The following is a 16,804-nucleotide window of genomic DNA, read 5'->3' on the forward strand; positions in this document are numbered from 1 at the left end:
AGCGACGGTGGCTCCCCTAAGACGTTCACCGGTTCGGGAGCTACAGATAAAACAGGCTGGAAGTGAACGGAAAATCCGCCAGCCCGCATAAGTGCGGATATCTGTAACTAAAAGACGCAGAGAATATAAACGAACCATCCGGCGGGAGGCATCACCACGATTAAGAATTTTCCTTAAGCTAAATCAAACCCCGCTGGCAAAGCTGATTTATGCCCCACTGGCTTTGATTTGAAACAAAATTTAACGCTTATAGCGGTTCACCTAATGCGTTAGTGTGATAAAAATCACATTCAGGCGGCAGTGGAACTGTCGTCGACACCCGTTTTAGTTCCAGTTGAAAGAAAGTTAGGTCGAACGTTATGGATGCGAAACCAACTCGCAGCCCCGGTGGAAAAATTGCGCTGTGGCTGTTTTATGCTTTTTGTTTGTACATCGTTTGGGCGATGGTGCGTTACTTTTGGGTCGTTAGTGGGGTAACCAGCGGCGATTTAGGCACCTTCAGCGGTAAACTCCTCGGGGCGCTGATGGGGTTACTGGTGCTCGGGTCCGTGGCGGCAGTGCTGGGCTGGGTAGCCTGGTACACAAGGCCGCGTGCTTATCCCGTTCGCGCCAGGGAAAATAGACTGCGTTGAATCCAGATTGTCCGATGAGCCACCAGCCTTTGCGTGGCTCAGGATGTATACCTTCCAGCTTTAAAACTTTCCGCTGAACCCATCCTATTTATCTCATGCTTTTTCCCGGCATCATTTAATTTTCCCTGTACACTTCAATGCTATTTATTCCTTATTAAAAAGAGGGTTTTTTAGTATTTATATAACTGTGCGTAAAGTCACGTTTGTTATTTTTCTAACTGTCTACACTGCGGGGAGATTTATGGGGGAAACTATGCACGTTTATATTGTTCGAATCATAACGCTTTATCGCTTTATGCTGCTGATGTTCGGCAGCAGGGCGCGCGTCTGGTTGAATAATAGCTGCTGGTTTAATAGCGTGAGCGAACTGGAAAAAGACGACTCCGTTTATTCTGATTCGCTGGATAACGTCTGTGTCGTAAATTGGTCCCGGCTCTGGTGTAGCGCAGAGGATCTCTATCATTCGCTTCGGCATCCGCATTTCCCATTATTAAAAGCGAGGCATAGCGTTGTACGTCCGCGCCGTCTGGCCGTTCGCAAACGCTATGAACTTTCTTTCCTGTGCCGTATTTCCAGCCTGCATCAGCTGATGATGTGTCTTCATGCCGGCGGTGACGCCGGAGACGCCACGATGCTGGCCCCTGTTCGTCCCCAAAGCACAATGCGCTTTTCAGCCATTGTGCTTTTTTTATTGCCACTCTTCAGCCAGATAAGGAGTTGTTATGTATATCGTTTGTGTTGCAGCTTGTCCTACGGGCGTCGCCCATACCTACATGGCTGCGGAAGCCCTGGCCCTGGTGGGTCAGCAGCGTGGGCATGAAGTGAAAGTCGAAACACAGGGCAGTATGGGCGTCGAAAACGAAATCACCGCCGACGATCTTGCCCGGGCCGACGCGGTGATTCTCGCGACGGATGTGGCGATAACCGGCAAAGAGCGTTTTGACGGCATGATGAAACTAGAGTGCAGCGTGGCCGACCCGATAAAGTTTGGCGAGGCCGTGTTTGAGGCGATAGAGGCGGAGATAGCAAATGGCTAAATTCAAGGCAGAGGCGGGGATGTCGACCGGCAAAGAGGTCAAAAATGCCATTATGACCGGGGTGTCATGGATGCTGCCGTTTGTCATTGCCGGGGCGGTGATCATGGGTATTGCGCGCATCGGCGCTTCGCTCTACGGCATTGATAATATCTGGGATGCCAGCCACGCTCAGGCGGCGAGCATTATTGTGCAGATGCTGCATAAATTCGACGGATTTGGCGGCCTGGCGTTGTCGCTGATGCTGCCGGTGGTCGCCGGGTACATCAGCTTTGCCATTGCCAACAAGCCGGGGCTGGCGCCGGGAATGGTTGGCGGGCTGCTGGCCAGCAGCCTGGGAACCGGTTTTCTTGGGGCGCTCGCCGCCGGTTTTGTTGCGGGCTACATCGTGCGGGCGCTGGCAACCTGGATCAAACTGCCTGCTGCGCTGGCCTCGGCTGGCCCCATTTTTATCCTGCCGGTGGGTGGCACGCTGCTGACCTGCATGGTGATGGCGTTTATTATCGGCGGCCCGCTGGCGGCGCTGAATCACGGGATGGAAGCCTGGCTGCTGGCGATGTCCGGGACGAACAAAATCATTCTGGCGGCCGTCGTGGGCGGGATGGTGGGCTTTGACCTGGGGGGCCCGGTGAACAAGGCGGCGGTGACCACCGCGATGGCGCTGCTGGCCTCCGGGATTTACGACCCCAACACCGCCGCGCAGGTGGCGATTATCGTCCCGCCGATTGGCCTCGGGGTTGCAACGCTCATTTGGGCTAAACGCTTCCCGGCTTCGCTGCGAGAGGCGGGCAAGGCTTCGACGCTGATGGGCCTGATTGGCGTATCTGAAGGGGCAATACCTTTCGCGCTGGCAAACCCCAAAATTATCGTCATCAACGTGGTTGGCTCGGCCACCGGGGCCGCGCTGGCCGTCGGGCTGGGGGCGGTAAATCATGCGCCGATTTCGGGCTTTTACGGCTGGCTGGCGGTAGATAAATGGCCCATTTATGTGCTGTCTATTGCCGTCGGCGCGGGGATTATTGCCGTGGGTTCGTTATTAGTGTTTCGGGGTGAAACTGTCGTTGAAAATAAACCTTCAGCTGCCGTGCCTAAATTTAAAGTAGGGCGCTAGCCGCCCGGTTAATTTATTTCAGGCTGTATGGGCTGTGCTTTTACGGTGTTTCATACCGGGGATAGCTACGCCTTAAATGTGCCTCATCAGCCGCTAATAAGGTGACATTATGAAGACTGTGCATTTAATTCAGCACACACACTGGGACAGAGAGTGGTATTTCACCGAGAATGACTCAAAAGTCGTGCTCTATTATTTCATGCTGGATTTAATCACCCGGCTGGAGCAGGACGAAGCGCTGGGTCCGTTTATTTTAGATGGCCAAACGGTAATGCTGGAGGATTTTTTACAGGTGGCGCCAGAGTACCGGTCGCGTCTGCAAAAATTGATTGCCGACGGGCGGGTACTGATTGGCCCGTGGTACACCCAAAGCGACTTCCTGGTGGTGGGCGCGGAGTCGATAACCCGCAATTTGCTGATTGGGCTGGCGGACTGCAAAGCCTGGGGGAGCTATATGCCGGTGGGCTATGTGCCAGACTCTTTCGGGCAAAGCGCGCAGTTGCCGATGTTTCTAAGCGAATTTGCCATCGACAGCGCGGTGCTCTGGCGCGGGTGGTGCGAGCATGATGTGCCGACCAGTGAATTTTGCTGGCAGGCGCAGGGTGGGCAACAGGTGTTCACCGCCGTGCTTCCCTGGGGCTACGGCTGCGCGAAGTGGCTGCCCACGGCATCGCAGGAGCTGGCTGAAAAATTACCGCCGATCCTGGAAAAACAGGGGCGTTTTTCCGCCACGAATCACCTTCTGCTCCCTAACGGCAACGATCAGTCCCCGTTCGAATTTGCGGTGCCTGGCGCGTTGGAAAAACTGAATGCCAGCCAGAGTGAGTACCATTTCAGGCGTAGCAGCTTTAGCGATTTCTTCGCCGCCCTGCGGGCAGAAGAGCGCGATCTGCCTGTTTTGCGCGGCGAGCTGCTCAGCCCTAAATACATGCGCATTCATCGCGGCATTTTCTCTACCCGAATGGATATTAAGCAGCTCAATGCCTCGCTGGAACAGTTTGTCAGCCAGACGCTGGAGCCCTTGTTGGTGCTCAGCTGGCGGCTCGGGCTGCCTTATCCGCAGCAGGCGGTGGAGTGCATCTGGCGGGAAGCGATGCAATCTCACGCCCACGACAGCATCGGCGGCTGTAATTCAGACCGCGTTAACCAGATGGTGAAAGGGCGTTTGCAGTCCGGCAAAGAGAGCGCCGAACAGCTGTTTGACCTGAACATGAAAATGCTTGCGGAAGGCATTACCGCGAGCCAGCAGGGTAAAAAAATCGTGGTCTTTAACCCGCTACCCGCGCGGCGCGATGCGCAGGTGAGCCTCACGCTTTATACCCCGGAAGAGGACTTTCGCATCGTGGATGGCGAGGGCAATCCGTGCCGCTGGCAGCTGCTGCGTGAAGAGCCTCAGGACATGTCGCTGGTGGTGCAGGAGCTTTCCAACAGCACCACAACCACCTGGTATCGTAAATGCCATATTTTGCTGGAGGCGAAGGTGTTGCCAGCCTGTGGGTATCAAACCTTTTACTTACAGGAAGGGGAAGCCGCCGGGTTTGATAAACCGTCCGGGGAGATGGATTGCCTGGAAAATGCCTGGCTGCGGCTGGAGCATAAAGCCGGAGAGCTTACGCTGACCGATAAACGCACAGGCGAAGTCTACCCGCACATCCTGCGGCTGGTCGATGGCGAAGACGCGGGGGACAACTATAACTATTCGCCCCCGGCGGTTGACTGGAAGATTAACAGCGAAGGCTGCCTGCAGCAGGCCATGCTGACCCGCGGCGTGCTCCAGGACACCCTGCAGCTAACGCTGGACATGCCTGCCCCTGCTGATGCCGAGGCACGTCAGGCCAGGCGGCTTGATGCCCGGCTGGACGTGGTGATGACTATCTCCCTGCCGCATGAAAGCGCGTGGCTGGATGTCGCCGTTGAAGTTAACAACACGCTGCGTGACCACCGTTTGCAGATTGAACTGCCCACCGGCGTACATCAGGCGACCCATTTTGCCGATCAGCCTTTTGGCCTGATCGAGCGTGAAAATGTCCCTCGTGCGCTTGAGATCTGGCAGCAGGAAAACTGGACGGAAGCGCCCGCCTCGCTGTGGCCGATGCAGAGCCTGGTGATGATGCACCATGCGCGACGCGGCCTCGGCGTGGTGACCGCCGGGCTGCGGGAGTACGAAATTCCTGTCGGGCAGCCTGATACGCTGGCGATTACCTTGTTTCGCAGCGTGGGCTGGCTCGGACAGCCTGCGCTGGAATGGCGGCCTGGACGGGCTTCCGGCATGGTGCTGCCTGCTCCTGACTCGCAAATACCTGGCCGCCATGCGTTTCATTTTGCCGTCATGCCGATGGACAACGGGCAAAGCCCGGCGTTCTGGCAGGCGGTCGAACAATGGCGCACCCCGGCATCGGGCTACCTGGATTCTGGCTGGTCGCGTTTTCGCACTAATCCCCACGGGAAATCCTTCCCGCCGCACTTCAGCGTATTGAGTTGGGAAAGCCCCCTGCATTTCAGCACCCTGAAAAAAGCGCAAAACGAAGACGCATTGGTGCTCAGAGGTTGGAACCCTGGCCTGACGAAACTGGACAACCGCCCCCCAACGGCAAACGGGATACCGCAGCAGATCACGCTGGCGGAAAGACCTGCCACGCCAACGGACTCCGTCGCAGCAGGCACGCCGGTTTCCTGGCTAATTCGCTCATTTGAATAAGGCGCTATCAACATGCAGACATTGTTATTTCGTTGCCCGCTGGTGAACGGGCTTCACGCCAGGCCGGCCAGCGCGCTTGAGCGGCAGGCTTCACGCTTTATTTCCTCCGTGACGTTAGTGAACCAGACTAAATCACGCCAGGGGGATGCAAAGAGCGTCCTGGCTTTGGTGGGGACTGATGTTGCCGGTGGAGAGGAGTGCCAGTTACTGATAGAAGGCCCGGACGAGCAGGCGGCCCGGCAGGCGCTCGGCCATTTTATTGAGCATGAGTTCGCGCAGAGTGATTCGCCGCTGGCCGCTGCCGTTGAAGAAGAGCAACCGCTGCCGGTGTTTCTTTCCCGAAGTGCATCCCCTGTTTGGCAAGGGAAGGGCGTCAGTCCGGGGGCAGCGCTGGCAAAGGCCGTTTTTGTTGAGCAGACCGACCTTCACGCCCTGGCGCTGCGGCACGATGAGGAACCTTTTCCCCTGCAGCAACAGCGGCTGATCGTCGCCCTGCAGGCTGCGCGGCTGCGTTTACGGGGAGATATCAGCCAGCAAGCGGGCGAGGCGGCGCAGATTCTGGATGCGCAAAGCCAGTTGCTGGAAGATGAAACAGTTGAAGAATGCCTGCTGGACGAGCATGACGCTCGCAATACGCTGGCCGCGCTGGCGAAAGCGGTGGACATACTGCGGGAGCCTTTCCGGCAAAGCGACAGTGAATACTTACGCCAGCGGGAGCTGGATGTTTTTGACCTGGGGCTGCGGATTGCGGCCGAACTGACCGGTGACCTGCGGCTGGGGCTGCCGCAGTTGGATGAAGACGCGCTGGTGATTGCCGATGGCGTGCTGACGCCGGGCCAGCTGCTCATGCTGCGAAGGCCATTTCTGCGGGGGGTCGTGATGCCGACAGGCGGCGAAACGTCCCATACCGCAATACTCGCCCGGGCGTTTGCGACGCCGCTGTTGTGCCTGGCCTCAACGACGCCGCTCTTTGCCGCAGGAGCGGGGACGTACATGCTGGGCGCCGGACACGGGTTTGTGCTGGCGGCACCCGATAATGTGGCGTTGCGCTGGTATGAGCTGGAGTGCAAAAAGCTTGCTGCTGAACCAGCGGGTGAGGAGACGGACATGCTCAGCCCGGCGCTGGTGTTTCTGGATGAAAAGCTTCATGACAAGCAGGAGGTGATTAAACGGCTGACGGATAACCTTAACGTTCAGGGGCGGGCGCTTTCTGCGACGCTCGCCGAACAGGCTATCTGGCAGCGTGAAGCGGTCTTTACCACCGCGCTGGGCTTTTCCATCGCCATTCCGCACTGCAAGTCGGCCGCGATTTCCCGCAGCAGTATTTCCGTACTGCGGCTGGCGGACCCGCTGGACTGGGGAGACGGCGTGGCGGTGCGGCTGGTGATTATGCTGACGCTAAGCGAGCAGGCGCAGGCGCAGCATATGCGGATATTCTCAGTTTTAGCCCGGCGGCTGATGCATGAATCTTTCCGTGAAAAGCTGCTGACTGCGGCTACGGCGCAAAGCATGGTCAATGTGCTCCGCGAAGAGGTCATCATCGCGCCATAAATCTGGTGATGTTCAGGCGAGGGCTTTGATAAGAAAGGGACCGCGTATGCAGTCCCGGTTCACTGCGTCGGTGAAGCATAAGATGCCTGTGGCAAGCAGGCATCTTATGCTTTGCTCAGTGATTAATTATTCGGTATAGGCCTGAGCGACAAAGCTAAAAACGTATTCACCCGGGGTGACATTTTGTGTGATGTCTGCGCCATTAATGTTAAAGGTATAGTCTGATTTACCGGAAAACAGCAGGGCGGCGGCATCAGCAGATTTATTTGCTGCAGCGGGTAAATACGCCGTGTCGGCAGTAATACGGTTCTTATAGGCTTCATCCACGATACCAACGAGGCGGGTACCGTCTCTCTGTGCCTGTGCACTGTATACAGTACCATCGCTCTGGATAATGGTTTCATTGCCTCCGGCTAATGAAATTTTATTGTTAGCATCGGTAGAGCCAACTTCAAGTTGAAAGAAACGTTTCCCAATGAGTTCATCTGAGTTTTCTGGAAGCTTGAGGTCAATCCAGGTAGCATTCATATAGATTTGACTGTCTTGTTTAACGACCACATCTGCATGCGTAATCACAGGAGTGCCCTGAAATACAGGGGCAGCAAAAACATTAAAAGCAAATAAAAGACCCGAAGCAATTAGCGAGAATGAATTTTTATATGTCATAAGTATCACCTGAAATTAAATTTTAATAGGCCTTGCGAAGGTTATTCCGTATATGCCTGGGCAACAAAGCTGAAAGTGTATGTGCCAGGATGAATATAATCCTCAACGGAGTAGCTATCAGAGGTGGTAACATTGATTGCGTAAAGCTCTTCACCACTTAATAAAATCACGTTCGCATTGCCTACCATACTTGCCCCCGTAGGGAAATAATCACTATTATTTGTCAGCATGCTTTTGTATTCATCTGGAATAAGACCACCGATTCGGCGATTTGCTGGACCTGCATTGCTGAGTATTTCGCCTGTCGATCGTATCGAACTACCCTTATTGGTGGAGTACTCATTGATCGCCCCTAGTGCGATTTTTGTTTCTGGAGTTGCACTTATATTTAGAGTAAATAATAGTTGATTAGGTCCAATGTTTCCTTCCGAAGTGAGCGTGTTTGAGGCATTTACGGATAGCGTACTTGTTTTCACCACTGCCGGTTTAACGTCAAGGGAAAACACATCGTCGTCAATCCAGGTCGGTGCAGCCAGTGCCGTGCTGGCAGAAAAAATACCTGTTGCCGCAAAACAGGCGAAGAGTAATTTCTTTTTCATATTCTAAGTTCCCTATAGATACAAGATTATTGAGGATTATTGAGGTAATCCTTACGGATAGACGGATAGCAAAATCCACCCAAAGCAAAGCTTACTATCTATCGCGGCGGTATAATCCTGGATATGACGGCGATTTTCCTTCTATAAGTGTTTAATTAAGTTCTGGTTAAGACTTTTATGGGTGTTAATTTATCTTTAATTGGGGGGTGGTGTTGATCGGGGTCATATCAATGCGTGTTAAGGGGTGAGTGGTTTTTGCGTGATGATTCGGGCTGGGTAGCAACTGGCGAATTTACTATTACAGAATTCATTAACGCCTCGACGTAATTAATTTCAGTGAAAGAAATACTTGGACTATAATATTCCGCCATAGTGGAAATGTTCACGATTGCGAAAATAAAACGTTATTGAACGGCTTTTTTAGGGGAAGGCAAAAGCGCTGCGGGGCATCGGCGAATCTGTTTCACGAGGAAGTCATTTTATTGTCATAAATCTGGTTATACTCAGACTGGCGCTTTTCACGAGAACGGGAGTACGTGTATGCCGATTGCCCGCTGGCAGCAGCAGTTTGAGCAGTATTTGATAGAGAACTGGGCGCAGGACGACAAAGCCCATGACGTGGCGCATTTTCGCCGCGTATGGAAAACCGCCCAGCATATTATGGAAGGGACGGAGGCAGACAGGCTTGTGGTGCTGACCGCCTGTTATTTCCATGACATTGTGAACCTGCCTAAGAATCACCCTGAGCGCCACCTGGCCTCAACGCAGGCCGCGCAGGAAACGCTGCGCATTCTGGAAACGCATTTCCCTGACTTTCCCCGCGAGCTTTATGACAATGTTGCCCATGCGGTGCGTGCCCACAGCTTTAGCGCCGCTATAGCGCCACAGACGCTGGAAGCCAAAGTGGTACAGGATGCGGACAGGCTGGAATCGCTGGGAGCGATAGGCCTGGCGCGCGTGTTTTATGTCTCCGGCGCGCTGGGGCGCTCGCTGTTTGATAGCGACGATCCGTTGGCCGAGCACCGTGAGCTGGACGATACTCAGTACTCGGTGGATCATTTCCAGAAAAAGCTTCTGCGCCTGCCTGACACAATGCAAACCGAAGCCGGGCGCGCGCTGGCGCACCACAATGCAGATTTCCTCGTCGGCTATATGGCGAAGCTGTGCGCCGAGCTGAAAGGCGATTACCTGCAGGTAGACGAGCAGGTCCTGCAGCGTTTTAAATCACAGGCTTAATCTTCCCGGCCCGCGCGTCTGCGGGCTGTTTCCGTTCTCTCTGGGTCAAATCAGTGATACAGTTTCACTCCCTTTTCCCATCTTTGGTTCACGATGAACGATCTTGACGCGATAGCAGAACACCTCTCCCTTCAGGCACAGCGCCACAAACAAACTCAGCAAGAAGAAGATCACGCCCTGGTCAGCCGCTTACTGGAAATCTACGATCAAAAAACCGTCGCCCTGCGCCTGCGACAGGTGGGAGGTGACTGGACGCGCGAATCCCTGAACCGCTGGTATAACGGCAAGTCTGCACCACGGGGCTTAACCGAGGTGGAAGTGCAGATGCTGCATAGCATGCTGCCGTCGCCGCCGGCGCATCATGGCCGCTATGCTTTTCGCTTTATCGACCTGTTCGCGGGTATCGGCGGCATTCGCAGCGGCTTTGAGGCGATTGGTGGGCAGTGCGTGTTTACCAGCGAATGGAACAAACATGCGGTGAAAACCTACAAGGCAAACTGGTACTGCGACCCGGCTCAGCACCAGTTTAATGAAGATATTCGCGACGTGACGCTCAGCAACCGTGGCGACGTAACGGACGAGCAGGCGACGAAACACATTCAGGCCACGCTGCCCGACCACGATGTGCTGCTGGCCGGTTTCCCCTGCCAGCCGTTTTCCCTGGCGGGCGTGTCAAAGAAAAATGCGCTTGGGCGCGCGCACGGTTTTGCCTGTGAAACTCAGGGCACGCTGTTCTTCGACGTGGCGCGGATCATTGCCGCCAAACGCCCGCCGATTTTTGTGCTGGAGAACGTGAAAAATCTCAAGAGCCACGATAAAGGCAACACGTTCCGCATCATCATGCAAACGCTGGACGAACTGGGTTATGACGTGGCTGATGCCGCCGTCACCGGGCGCGATGACCCGAAAATTGTCGACGGCAAAAACTTCCTGCCGCAGCACCGCGAGCGCATCGTGCTGATCGGCACGCGCCGTGACCTGAACCTGGACTCGGCGGTGACGCTAACAAGGCTCAGCGATTTCTATCCGGCTCGCCGCCCGACGTTTGGCGAACTGCTGGATGATGAGGTCGAGGCGAAATATGTTCTGACCCCGACGCTGTGGAAGTACCTTTATAACTACGCGAAGAAGCACCAGGCTAAAGGGAACGGCTTTGGCTTCGGGCTGGTTGACCCGAAGAACCCGGCCAGCGTGGCAAGAACGCTATCTGCCCGTTATTTCAAAGATGGCGCGGAGATTCTGGTCGATCGCGGCTGGGACAAAGCGCTGGGTGAGGCTGATTTTAGCCATCCTGATAACCAACTGAACAGGCCGCGCCGCTTGACCCCGCGTGAATGCGCCAGGCTGATGGGCTTTGAATCACCGAAGGGGAAAGCGTTCCGCATTCCCGTGTCCGATACTCAGGCTTACCGCCAGTTTGGTAACTCCGTTGTCGTTCCCGCGTTTGCCGCCGTGGCTAAACTGCTGGAGCCGGTCATCAAGCAAGCGGTGAAAAAGCGCTAAGCGGAGGAAGAAATGGCGGATGTACACAGCAAGGCGATACGCAGTAAAAACATGCGAGCAATTGCCACGCGCGACACCGCCATTGAAAAACGCCTTGCCGGGCTGCTTGTAGAATGCGGGTTTAGCTTTCGCGTTCAGGACGCAACCCTGCCCGGCAGGCCGGACTTTGTGGTGGATGAATACCGCTGCGTTATCTTCACCCACGGCTGTTTCTGGCATCACCACGACTGCCACCTGTTTAAAGTCCCGGCCACGCGCACCGACTTCTGGCTGGATAAAATTGGCCGCAATGTGGCAAGAGATAAACGCGATGCCGGGCTTCTGCTCGCTCAGGGCTGGCGGGTACTGGTGGTCTGGGAATGTGCGCTGCGTGGCCGCGAGAAAATGAGCGACCTGGCGCTGTGTGAACGTTTAGAAGAGTGGATTTGCAGCGGCGGGCATAGCGCAGAAATTAACGTGACCGGGATTCATCAGCAAAACGACAACGGCCAGCAGACGCTGGCCGCGGAATAGCTATTTTTCCACTTCACAAGGCTCAATAACCGGTTTGGCCGGGAACAGGTATTTACCCAGCGTGACCAGCACCACGGCGAAAATAATGATCCCCAGCGCCAGCCATTCAACCGTCGAAAGGTTTTCCCCCGCAAAGGTGGTGCCCAGCAGCACGGCCACAACCGGGTTCACGTAGGCATAGCTGGTGGCCACCGCCGGGGACACATTGCGGATCAGGTACATATAGGCGCTGATGGAAATCATTGAGCCAAAAAGCGCGAGGTAGCCCAGAGCCAGCCAGCCTGAAGTGTCCGGCATCGTTGTCAGCCGCTCGCCGGTGAGCGCCGCGAGGCTGAGCGCCACAATCCCGGCTGCCAGCATTTCCACCGCGCCGGCCATCATGCCTTCGGGGAGTTCGATGCGTGACCCGTAAACCGACCCAAACGCCCAGCTCAGGGAACCAATCAGAATTAAGATAGCGCCGGAGGGGTTGCCGCTGAGATTGCCGCCGCTGTTCAGCAGCACAATACCCGCGAGGCCAATGGCAATGCCGAGCCACTCCAGCTTGCGCGTTTTAATGCCAAACAGGCGGCTAAAGCAGAGGGTAAACAGCGGCACGGTGGCGACCATCACGGCGGCAATGCCGGAAGGCACATGCTGGTGCTCGGCAACCGTTACGCAGCCGTTGCCTACGGCCAACAGAAGCACGCCGATGAGGGCGGCGTTGAGCGTCGGGCGCAGTTTTGGCAGCCTGTGGCCGCGAAGCAGCAGGATGCCCATCAGCAGCGTGCCAGCAAGCATAAAGCGCGTACCCGCGAGGATGAACGGCGGCCAGGTTTTCACCCCGATAGCCAGCGCCAAATAGGTTGATCCCCAGATAATGTACAACGCAAACAGTGCCGCTATCAGCGGCACTAATTGACCAGAACGAGCTCGCATAATCCCTCACCAGACACCAATTTCAGGCCGACAGTTAACGCCAAAAGGCGGCGGATAGCGAGCATTATACTTGTTGATGTAATGTTAATTTTTATTGACAAGGACGGCGATTTTTCGCGGAGCGCTTTTTGCTTCATACTCTTGGATAACGACATCAATAAGGACAGATATTTTGGCTGGAAGTAGCTTACTCACATTGCTCGACGACATCGCCACGCTGCTGGACGACATTTCCGTTATGGGCAAACTCGCGGCAAAAAAAACGGCAGGCGTACTGGGCGATGACCTTTCGCTGAATGCTCAGCAGGTTTCTGGCCTGAGGGCGAATCGGGAACTGCCCGTCGTCTGGAGCGTGGCAAAAGGCTCGTTTCTCAATAAGCTGATTCTGGTGCCGCTGGCGCTGGTTATCAGCGCGTTTGCGCCCTGGGCAATCACACCGCTGCTGATGGTGGGCGGGGCGTTTTTATGTTTTGAAGGCGTAGAAAAAGTGCTGCACAGCCTGCAGGCGAGAAAGCACAAAGAAAGCGCGGAGGAAAAACAGGCGAGGCTGGAATCTATAGCTGCCCAGGATCCGATGGCCTTTGAAAAAGATAAGGTAAAAGGGGCGGTGCGTACCGACTTTATTCTTTCGGCGGAAATCGTCGCCATTACGCTTGGCATTGTGGCCGAAGCGCCGCTGCTGAATCAGGTGCTTATCCTGGCAGGTATCGCGATTCTGGTGACGATTGGTGTGTACGGGCTGGTCGGGATGATCGTGAAAATTGACGATCTCGGATACTGGCTGGCGGATAAACGTGCGGCGCTGGCTCAGGCCGTGGGAAAAGGGCTGCTTATTGTTGCTCCCTGGCTAATGAAGATCCTCACGTTTGTCGGGACGCTGGCGATGTTCCTCGTTGGTGGCGGGATTCTGGTGCACGGCGTGCCGGTGCTGCATCACGGCATTGAGCAATGGGCGGGCCAGTTTGGCGGCGTCGTAGAGCTTGTTGGCCCCACGCTTGCCAATCTGGTGCTTGGCTTTATCGCAGGCGGTATTGTGCTGCTGGTGGTGAACGGCATAAACCACCTCCGCGGCGGCGCTTCGCACTAAGTTCGAGAAGAAAAATATCGCTTTAGTCAGGAAAAAACGCTGACCCCTGGCTATACCTTTAGAGGTTTTCACCCCTAACGCCGGAGGCGGCAATGGTCTATGTGGTCAGCGATGAAGTCCGGCGTAAAAACGGTGGTCCTCGCATGATTGTCACGGGTTATTCCAGTGGCATGGTGGAGTGCCGGTGGTACGACGGTTATGGCGTAAAGCGCGAGGCGTTCCGTGAGGACGACCTGGCGCCAGTTGAAACCAGGGAGCATCACCAGGCGTGAAGCCTCTGGTTCTCTCACTGAACCCGGCATTGCCGGGTTTTTTTATGCCGCCGCAGCGTGGGCTATCTTCGACAAAGCGCTTCCGCGATGGCAAAATCTGCCATGACTTCATTCTTCTGGCATTTCCGGGAGGAGTTGATAACCGCGGCCCGGGTCGCCCGCCAGGGAGAATCCCCCTTGATCGGTAATGCATTTGAGCGGTTTTTAAGCCGTTATAAACGACCGCAGCGGGTGGTAAACCTCTGTTTTATCGTCGTGTTTCTTTGCTCAACTCTGCTCACCTGGCGTGAGGTAGCGGTGCTGGAATCCGCCTATATTTCTAATCAGCGTAACAGCCTGGATAACGTCGCTACCGCGCTGGACCGGCAGCTGCAGCACAGCATTGATAACCTGCTGTTTTACCGCAACACCATGCACTATGCGCTGCAGTCGCCCATTTCCACCGATATTTCTCGTAAAACGCTGACTGATTTCGCCGTCCAGCGGACTCAACCCTACTGGCAGCTGAAGCTGGATCTTAATCGTGGGATGCCGATTAGCGGTGTTTCCGACGAATTTGTCGCCCATAACAGCCTGCTTAGCCGCGATGAAAACTGGCTTTATCCTGAGCTGGGGGCGGCGCTGGAGTTCAGCTACATCATGCAGCTTGCCGACGCTAAACGGGACCTTCAGCGGCGGGTATTTTACGCCTCAAGAGCGGGCTTTTTCCTTTCCAGCACGCCACCGGAAAACGACCCGGCGGTTGTTTCGCTCTACCATCGTTTGATTGCCCAGCCCTATTTTGTCGCCCAGTCACCGGCAAATAACCCCGGCCGCGGCCTCCAGTGGACCCACACCTTTAATCCCGGCAGCCACAGCGGGCAGATAATCACCGCGTCGGTGCCGCTGGATCTGAATAACCGCTGGTATGGCGTGCTGGCGATGGATTTTCCCATCAACGCCATGCATGAATTCCTTCAGGCGCTTTCTCACGATCGATATGAAGGCACGGTTATGCTGTTTGACAGACAGTTTTCGCTGATTGCTACGGCGGCTGACCGCGTGTCGCCCGCGCCGGTGTTTAACGCAAAGCAGCAGGCCGAGATTGCCCGCTCGATGGAAAGCGGAGAAGAGGGTGAGCTGCGAATGGATACCCGCTTCGTGACGTGGGCGAAGCTGATGAACTTTGACGGCGTGCTGATCAAAGTGCACACTCTGGATGAAGGCGTGCAGGGGGAGTTTGGCCGGATCAGCATTGTGCTGACGGTGCTCTGGCTGCTCTTTACGCTGATGTTGTTCATCTCCTGGCGCGTTATCCGACGGCTGGTCAACAATATGCTGACGCTGCAGCAGACATTAAGCTGGCGTGCAAATTACGATACCCTGACCCGGCTCTACAATCGTGGCGCCTTCTTCGATATCGCCCACGGTATGGCACAGACCTGCCAGCGCGAAGAAAAACCTTTCTCCGTTATCCAGCTGGATCTCGATTTCTTCAAAGGCATTAACGATCGCTACGGGCATCATGTGGGCGATAAAGTGCTGTCTCATGCGGCGGCGCTGCTTGCTTCCTCTCTCCGGGAAGAGGATGTTGCCGGGCGAGTGGGGGGGGAAGAGTTTTGCGTGCTGCTGCCGGGCACCAGGCTTCCAGAGGCGGCGGCTGTTGCCGAACGAATTCGGCACCGCATCAATACCAAAACGCTGCTTTTACAGGCCGGACAGACCCTCAAAATCAGCGCTTCGTTTGGGGTTAGCTGCGCACATGAGCGGCACGATTATGATTTTGAGCATCTGCAGTCGATTGCCGACCGTCGGTTGTACAAGGCGAAGCAGAACGGCCGCAACCAGGTTTGTACGCAGGACTGATGTTCCCGACGTGAGTGGCCGCTATATCATATAAGCATTGCTGATGTTTTATTCGTTTATATAAGAGGGGCGTTCGCTGAAGCAAGCGTAATGTTTTTGCCACATAGCGGGTGAGACAAATGAGCATTTATTTTTCATACATCCTGGCGTGGTAAGTGAAATTTGGTTATTCAGTTTAGGATAAATCTTAATTTTTTCAGTGCTCAAAGGGCCGTTTGAGGCGGGCGTCAGGTTTAAAAAAATGCGTTAACAAGGGATTGGAATCAAATTCGCTGCGTGAATATGTGCGGCGACAGGCATTCTTGAAAAGAATATATCCTTGTATTCAATAAAATTTAAGGTAATGTGGTCAACACATCAGATTTCCTGATGTAACGAATTTCAAGTGCTTCTTGCTTCAGCAAGTTTTCATCCCGGCTCCCCGGCCGGGATGCTTTTCTTAGCGGTTAATTTCATTCACGCTAAAATCCCGAATATCCAGTTCAAAAGCATCCGCCAGTTCCTTATAGCTATGCCAGTCTCGCCCATCCACGCTGACTCGCTGCGGATGTTCATCGCTGTTGGCGTGGCGGATATCGCTTTCGCTAATTTCGTTGATGGCGGCAAGCAGTGCGTCAACATCCACTTCCGTTGTCTGATGCGCCGCGCTGCCGCTGATTTTCACGGTCTTCATCACTTTGCCCTCGCTGACTACCACCCATAAGTATAGCCGTTTTAGATAATGTGCCAGTCTGCCCGGAGTAAGGGCATTCAAAGGGTTTTTGATCTACAATGGCAAGCAATGTCTCTGGAGGAAATAACCATGAAAATCAATGATCGGGTGACCGTAAAGACCGATGGAGGCCCGCGACGTTCGGGCGTAGTCCTGGCGGTGGAGCCGTTTAACGAAGGTACGATGTATCTCGTGTCGCTGGAGGATTATCCGCTCGGGATCTGGTTCTTTAATGAGTCGGGTCATCCGGACGGGATTTTTGTGGAGAGCGAAGAGTAGGTTTTGGGGGGATGACCCTCACCCTGGAAGCTGTCTTTTTGTCACCGATGAGCTCTATGGCGGCTTGGCTAAGGTTCCGTTCACTTCCAGTCCTGTTTCATATGTCACCACAGAACTTGTGAACGGCTTGGGGAAGTCACCGTCACTT

The 16,804-nt window shown here is 54.9% G+C and carries 16 protein-coding genes; 12 read left to right on the plus strand and 4 right to left on the minus strand.

Features of this window, described 5'->3' with window-relative positions:
• Positions 1-359: 359 nt before the first annotated feature.
• The 5 genes from drpB to CNE01S_RS22750 all read left to right on the plus strand — a co-directional run bounded on the left by drpB (position 360) and on the right by CNE01S_RS22750 (position 7,026).
• Positions 360-632 (plus strand): cell division protein DrpB, encoded by a 273-nt coding sequence (drpB, locus tag CNE01S_RS22725; protein WP_061278816.1) that lies wholly within the window; start codon positions 360-362, stop codon positions 630-632.
• Between the two features lie 722 nt (positions 633-1,354).
• The gene (locus CNE01S_RS22735; protein ID WP_061278820.1) at positions 1,355-1,669 is read left to right on the plus strand and encodes a PTS fructose transporter subunit IIB; all 315 of its coding nucleotides are present in this window, start codon (positions 1,355-1,357) and stop codon (positions 1,667-1,669) included.
• A complete protein-coding gene (locus tag CNE01S_RS22740; protein WP_061278822.1) occupies positions 1,662-2,777 on the plus strand; it encodes a PTS fructose transporter subunit IIC in 1,116 nt (371 codons plus the stop codon). The genes CNE01S_RS22735 and CNE01S_RS22740 overlap by 8 nt, the downstream gene beginning before the upstream one ends.
• Positions 2,778-2,886: 109 nt before the next feature.
• Complete coding sequence (locus CNE01S_RS22745; RefSeq protein ID WP_061278825.1) at positions 2,887-5,475, plus strand: glycoside hydrolase family 38 N-terminal domain-containing protein; 2,589 nt, start codon at positions 2,887-2,889, stop codon at positions 5,473-5,475.
• Positions 5,476-5,487: 12 nt separating this feature from the next.
• Entirely contained in the window at positions 5,488-7,026 is a 1,539-nt protein-coding gene (locus CNE01S_RS22750; RefSeq protein ID WP_061278827.1) for a fructose PTS transporter subunit IIA, read from the plus strand.
• A 126-nt stretch (positions 7,027-7,152) separates the two neighbouring features.
• Here CNE01S_RS22750 and CNE01S_RS22755 read toward each other — a convergent pair whose 3' ends face one another.
• The gene (locus CNE01S_RS22755; protein WP_061278831.1) at positions 7,153-7,692 is read right to left on the minus strand and encodes a hypothetical protein; all 540 of its coding nucleotides are present in this window, start codon (positions 7,690-7,692) and stop codon (positions 7,153-7,155) included.
• Between the two features lie 41 nt (positions 7,693-7,733).
• Positions 7,734-8,291, minus strand: a complete 558-nt coding sequence (locus tag CNE01S_RS22760; protein WP_061278833.1) for a hypothetical protein — start codon at positions 8,289-8,291, stop codon at positions 7,734-7,736.
• 540 nt (positions 8,292-8,831) lie between these two features.
• Between CNE01S_RS22760 and CNE01S_RS22765 the strand changes: the two genes are divergently transcribed.
• The 3 genes from CNE01S_RS22765 to CNE01S_RS22775 all read left to right on the plus strand — a co-directional run bounded on the left by CNE01S_RS22765 (position 8,832) and on the right by CNE01S_RS22775 (position 11,543).
• The gene (locus CNE01S_RS22765; protein ID WP_061278835.1) at positions 8,832-9,527 is read left to right on the plus strand and encodes a phosphohydrolase; all 696 of its coding nucleotides are present in this window, start codon (positions 8,832-8,834) and stop codon (positions 9,525-9,527) included.
• A gap of 93 nt (positions 9,528-9,620) precedes the next feature.
• Positions 9,621-11,030: a DNA cytosine methyltransferase gene (locus CNE01S_RS22770; RefSeq protein ID WP_061278837.1), complete on the plus strand. Its 1,410-nt coding sequence runs from the start codon at positions 9,621-9,623 to the stop codon at positions 11,028-11,030.
• Positions 11,031-11,042: 12 nt separating this feature from the next.
• Entirely contained in the window at positions 11,043-11,543 is a 501-nt protein-coding gene (locus tag CNE01S_RS22775; RefSeq protein WP_061278839.1) for a very short patch repair endonuclease, read from the plus strand.
• Here CNE01S_RS22775 and yedA read toward each other — a convergent pair whose 3' ends face one another.
• Positions 11,544-12,461 (minus strand): drug/metabolite exporter YedA, encoded by a 918-nt coding sequence (gene yedA / locus CNE01S_RS22780; protein WP_061278842.1) that lies wholly within the window; start codon positions 12,459-12,461, stop codon positions 11,544-11,546.
• Positions 12,462-12,630: 169 nt separating this feature from the next.
• Between yedA and CNE01S_RS22785 the strand changes: the two genes are divergently transcribed.
• The 3 genes from CNE01S_RS22785 (at position 12,631) to dgcQ (ending at position 15,665) form a co-directional block, all read left to right on the plus strand.
• On the plus strand, positions 12,631-13,548 hold the full coding sequence (locus CNE01S_RS22785) for a DUF808 domain-containing protein (RefSeq protein WP_369406094.1): 918 nt from the start codon (positions 12,631-12,633) through the stop codon (positions 13,546-13,548).
• Between the two features lie 92 nt (positions 13,549-13,640).
• Positions 13,641-13,820 carry a YodC family protein gene (locus tag CNE01S_RS22790; RefSeq protein ID WP_038481580.1) on the plus strand — a complete coding sequence of 60 codons (180 nt, stop codon included), beginning with the start codon at positions 13,641-13,643 and terminating at the stop codon, positions 13,818-13,820.
• 87 nt (positions 13,821-13,907) lie between these two features.
• A complete protein-coding gene (dgcQ, locus tag CNE01S_RS22795) occupies positions 13,908-15,665 on the plus strand; it encodes a cellulose biosynthesis regulator diguanylate cyclase DgcQ (protein WP_245874412.1) in 1,758 nt (585 codons plus the stop codon).
• 439 nt (positions 15,666-16,104) lie between these two features.
• Here the strand turns inward: dgcQ and yodD are convergent, their stop codons facing one another.
• Positions 16,105-16,338: a YodD family peroxide/acid resistance protein gene (gene yodD, locus CNE01S_RS22800; protein ID WP_061278848.1), complete on the minus strand. Its 234-nt coding sequence runs from the start codon at positions 16,336-16,338 to the stop codon at positions 16,105-16,107.
• 129 nt (positions 16,339-16,467) lie between these two features.
• Here yodD and dsrB point away from each other — a divergent pair, with 129 nt between their 5' ends.
• The gene (gene dsrB / locus CNE01S_RS22805; protein ID WP_039294781.1) at positions 16,468-16,656 is read left to right on the plus strand and encodes a protein DsrB; all 189 of its coding nucleotides are present in this window, start codon (positions 16,468-16,470) and stop codon (positions 16,654-16,656) included.
• Positions 16,657-16,804: the final 148 nt, after the last annotated feature.

The sequence above is a fragment of the Cedecea neteri NBRC 105707 = ATCC 33855 genome, assembly GCF_001571265.1.
In the GTDB taxonomy this organism is placed as follows: domain Bacteria; phylum Pseudomonadota; class Gammaproteobacteria; order Enterobacterales; family Enterobacteriaceae; genus Cedecea; species Cedecea neteri.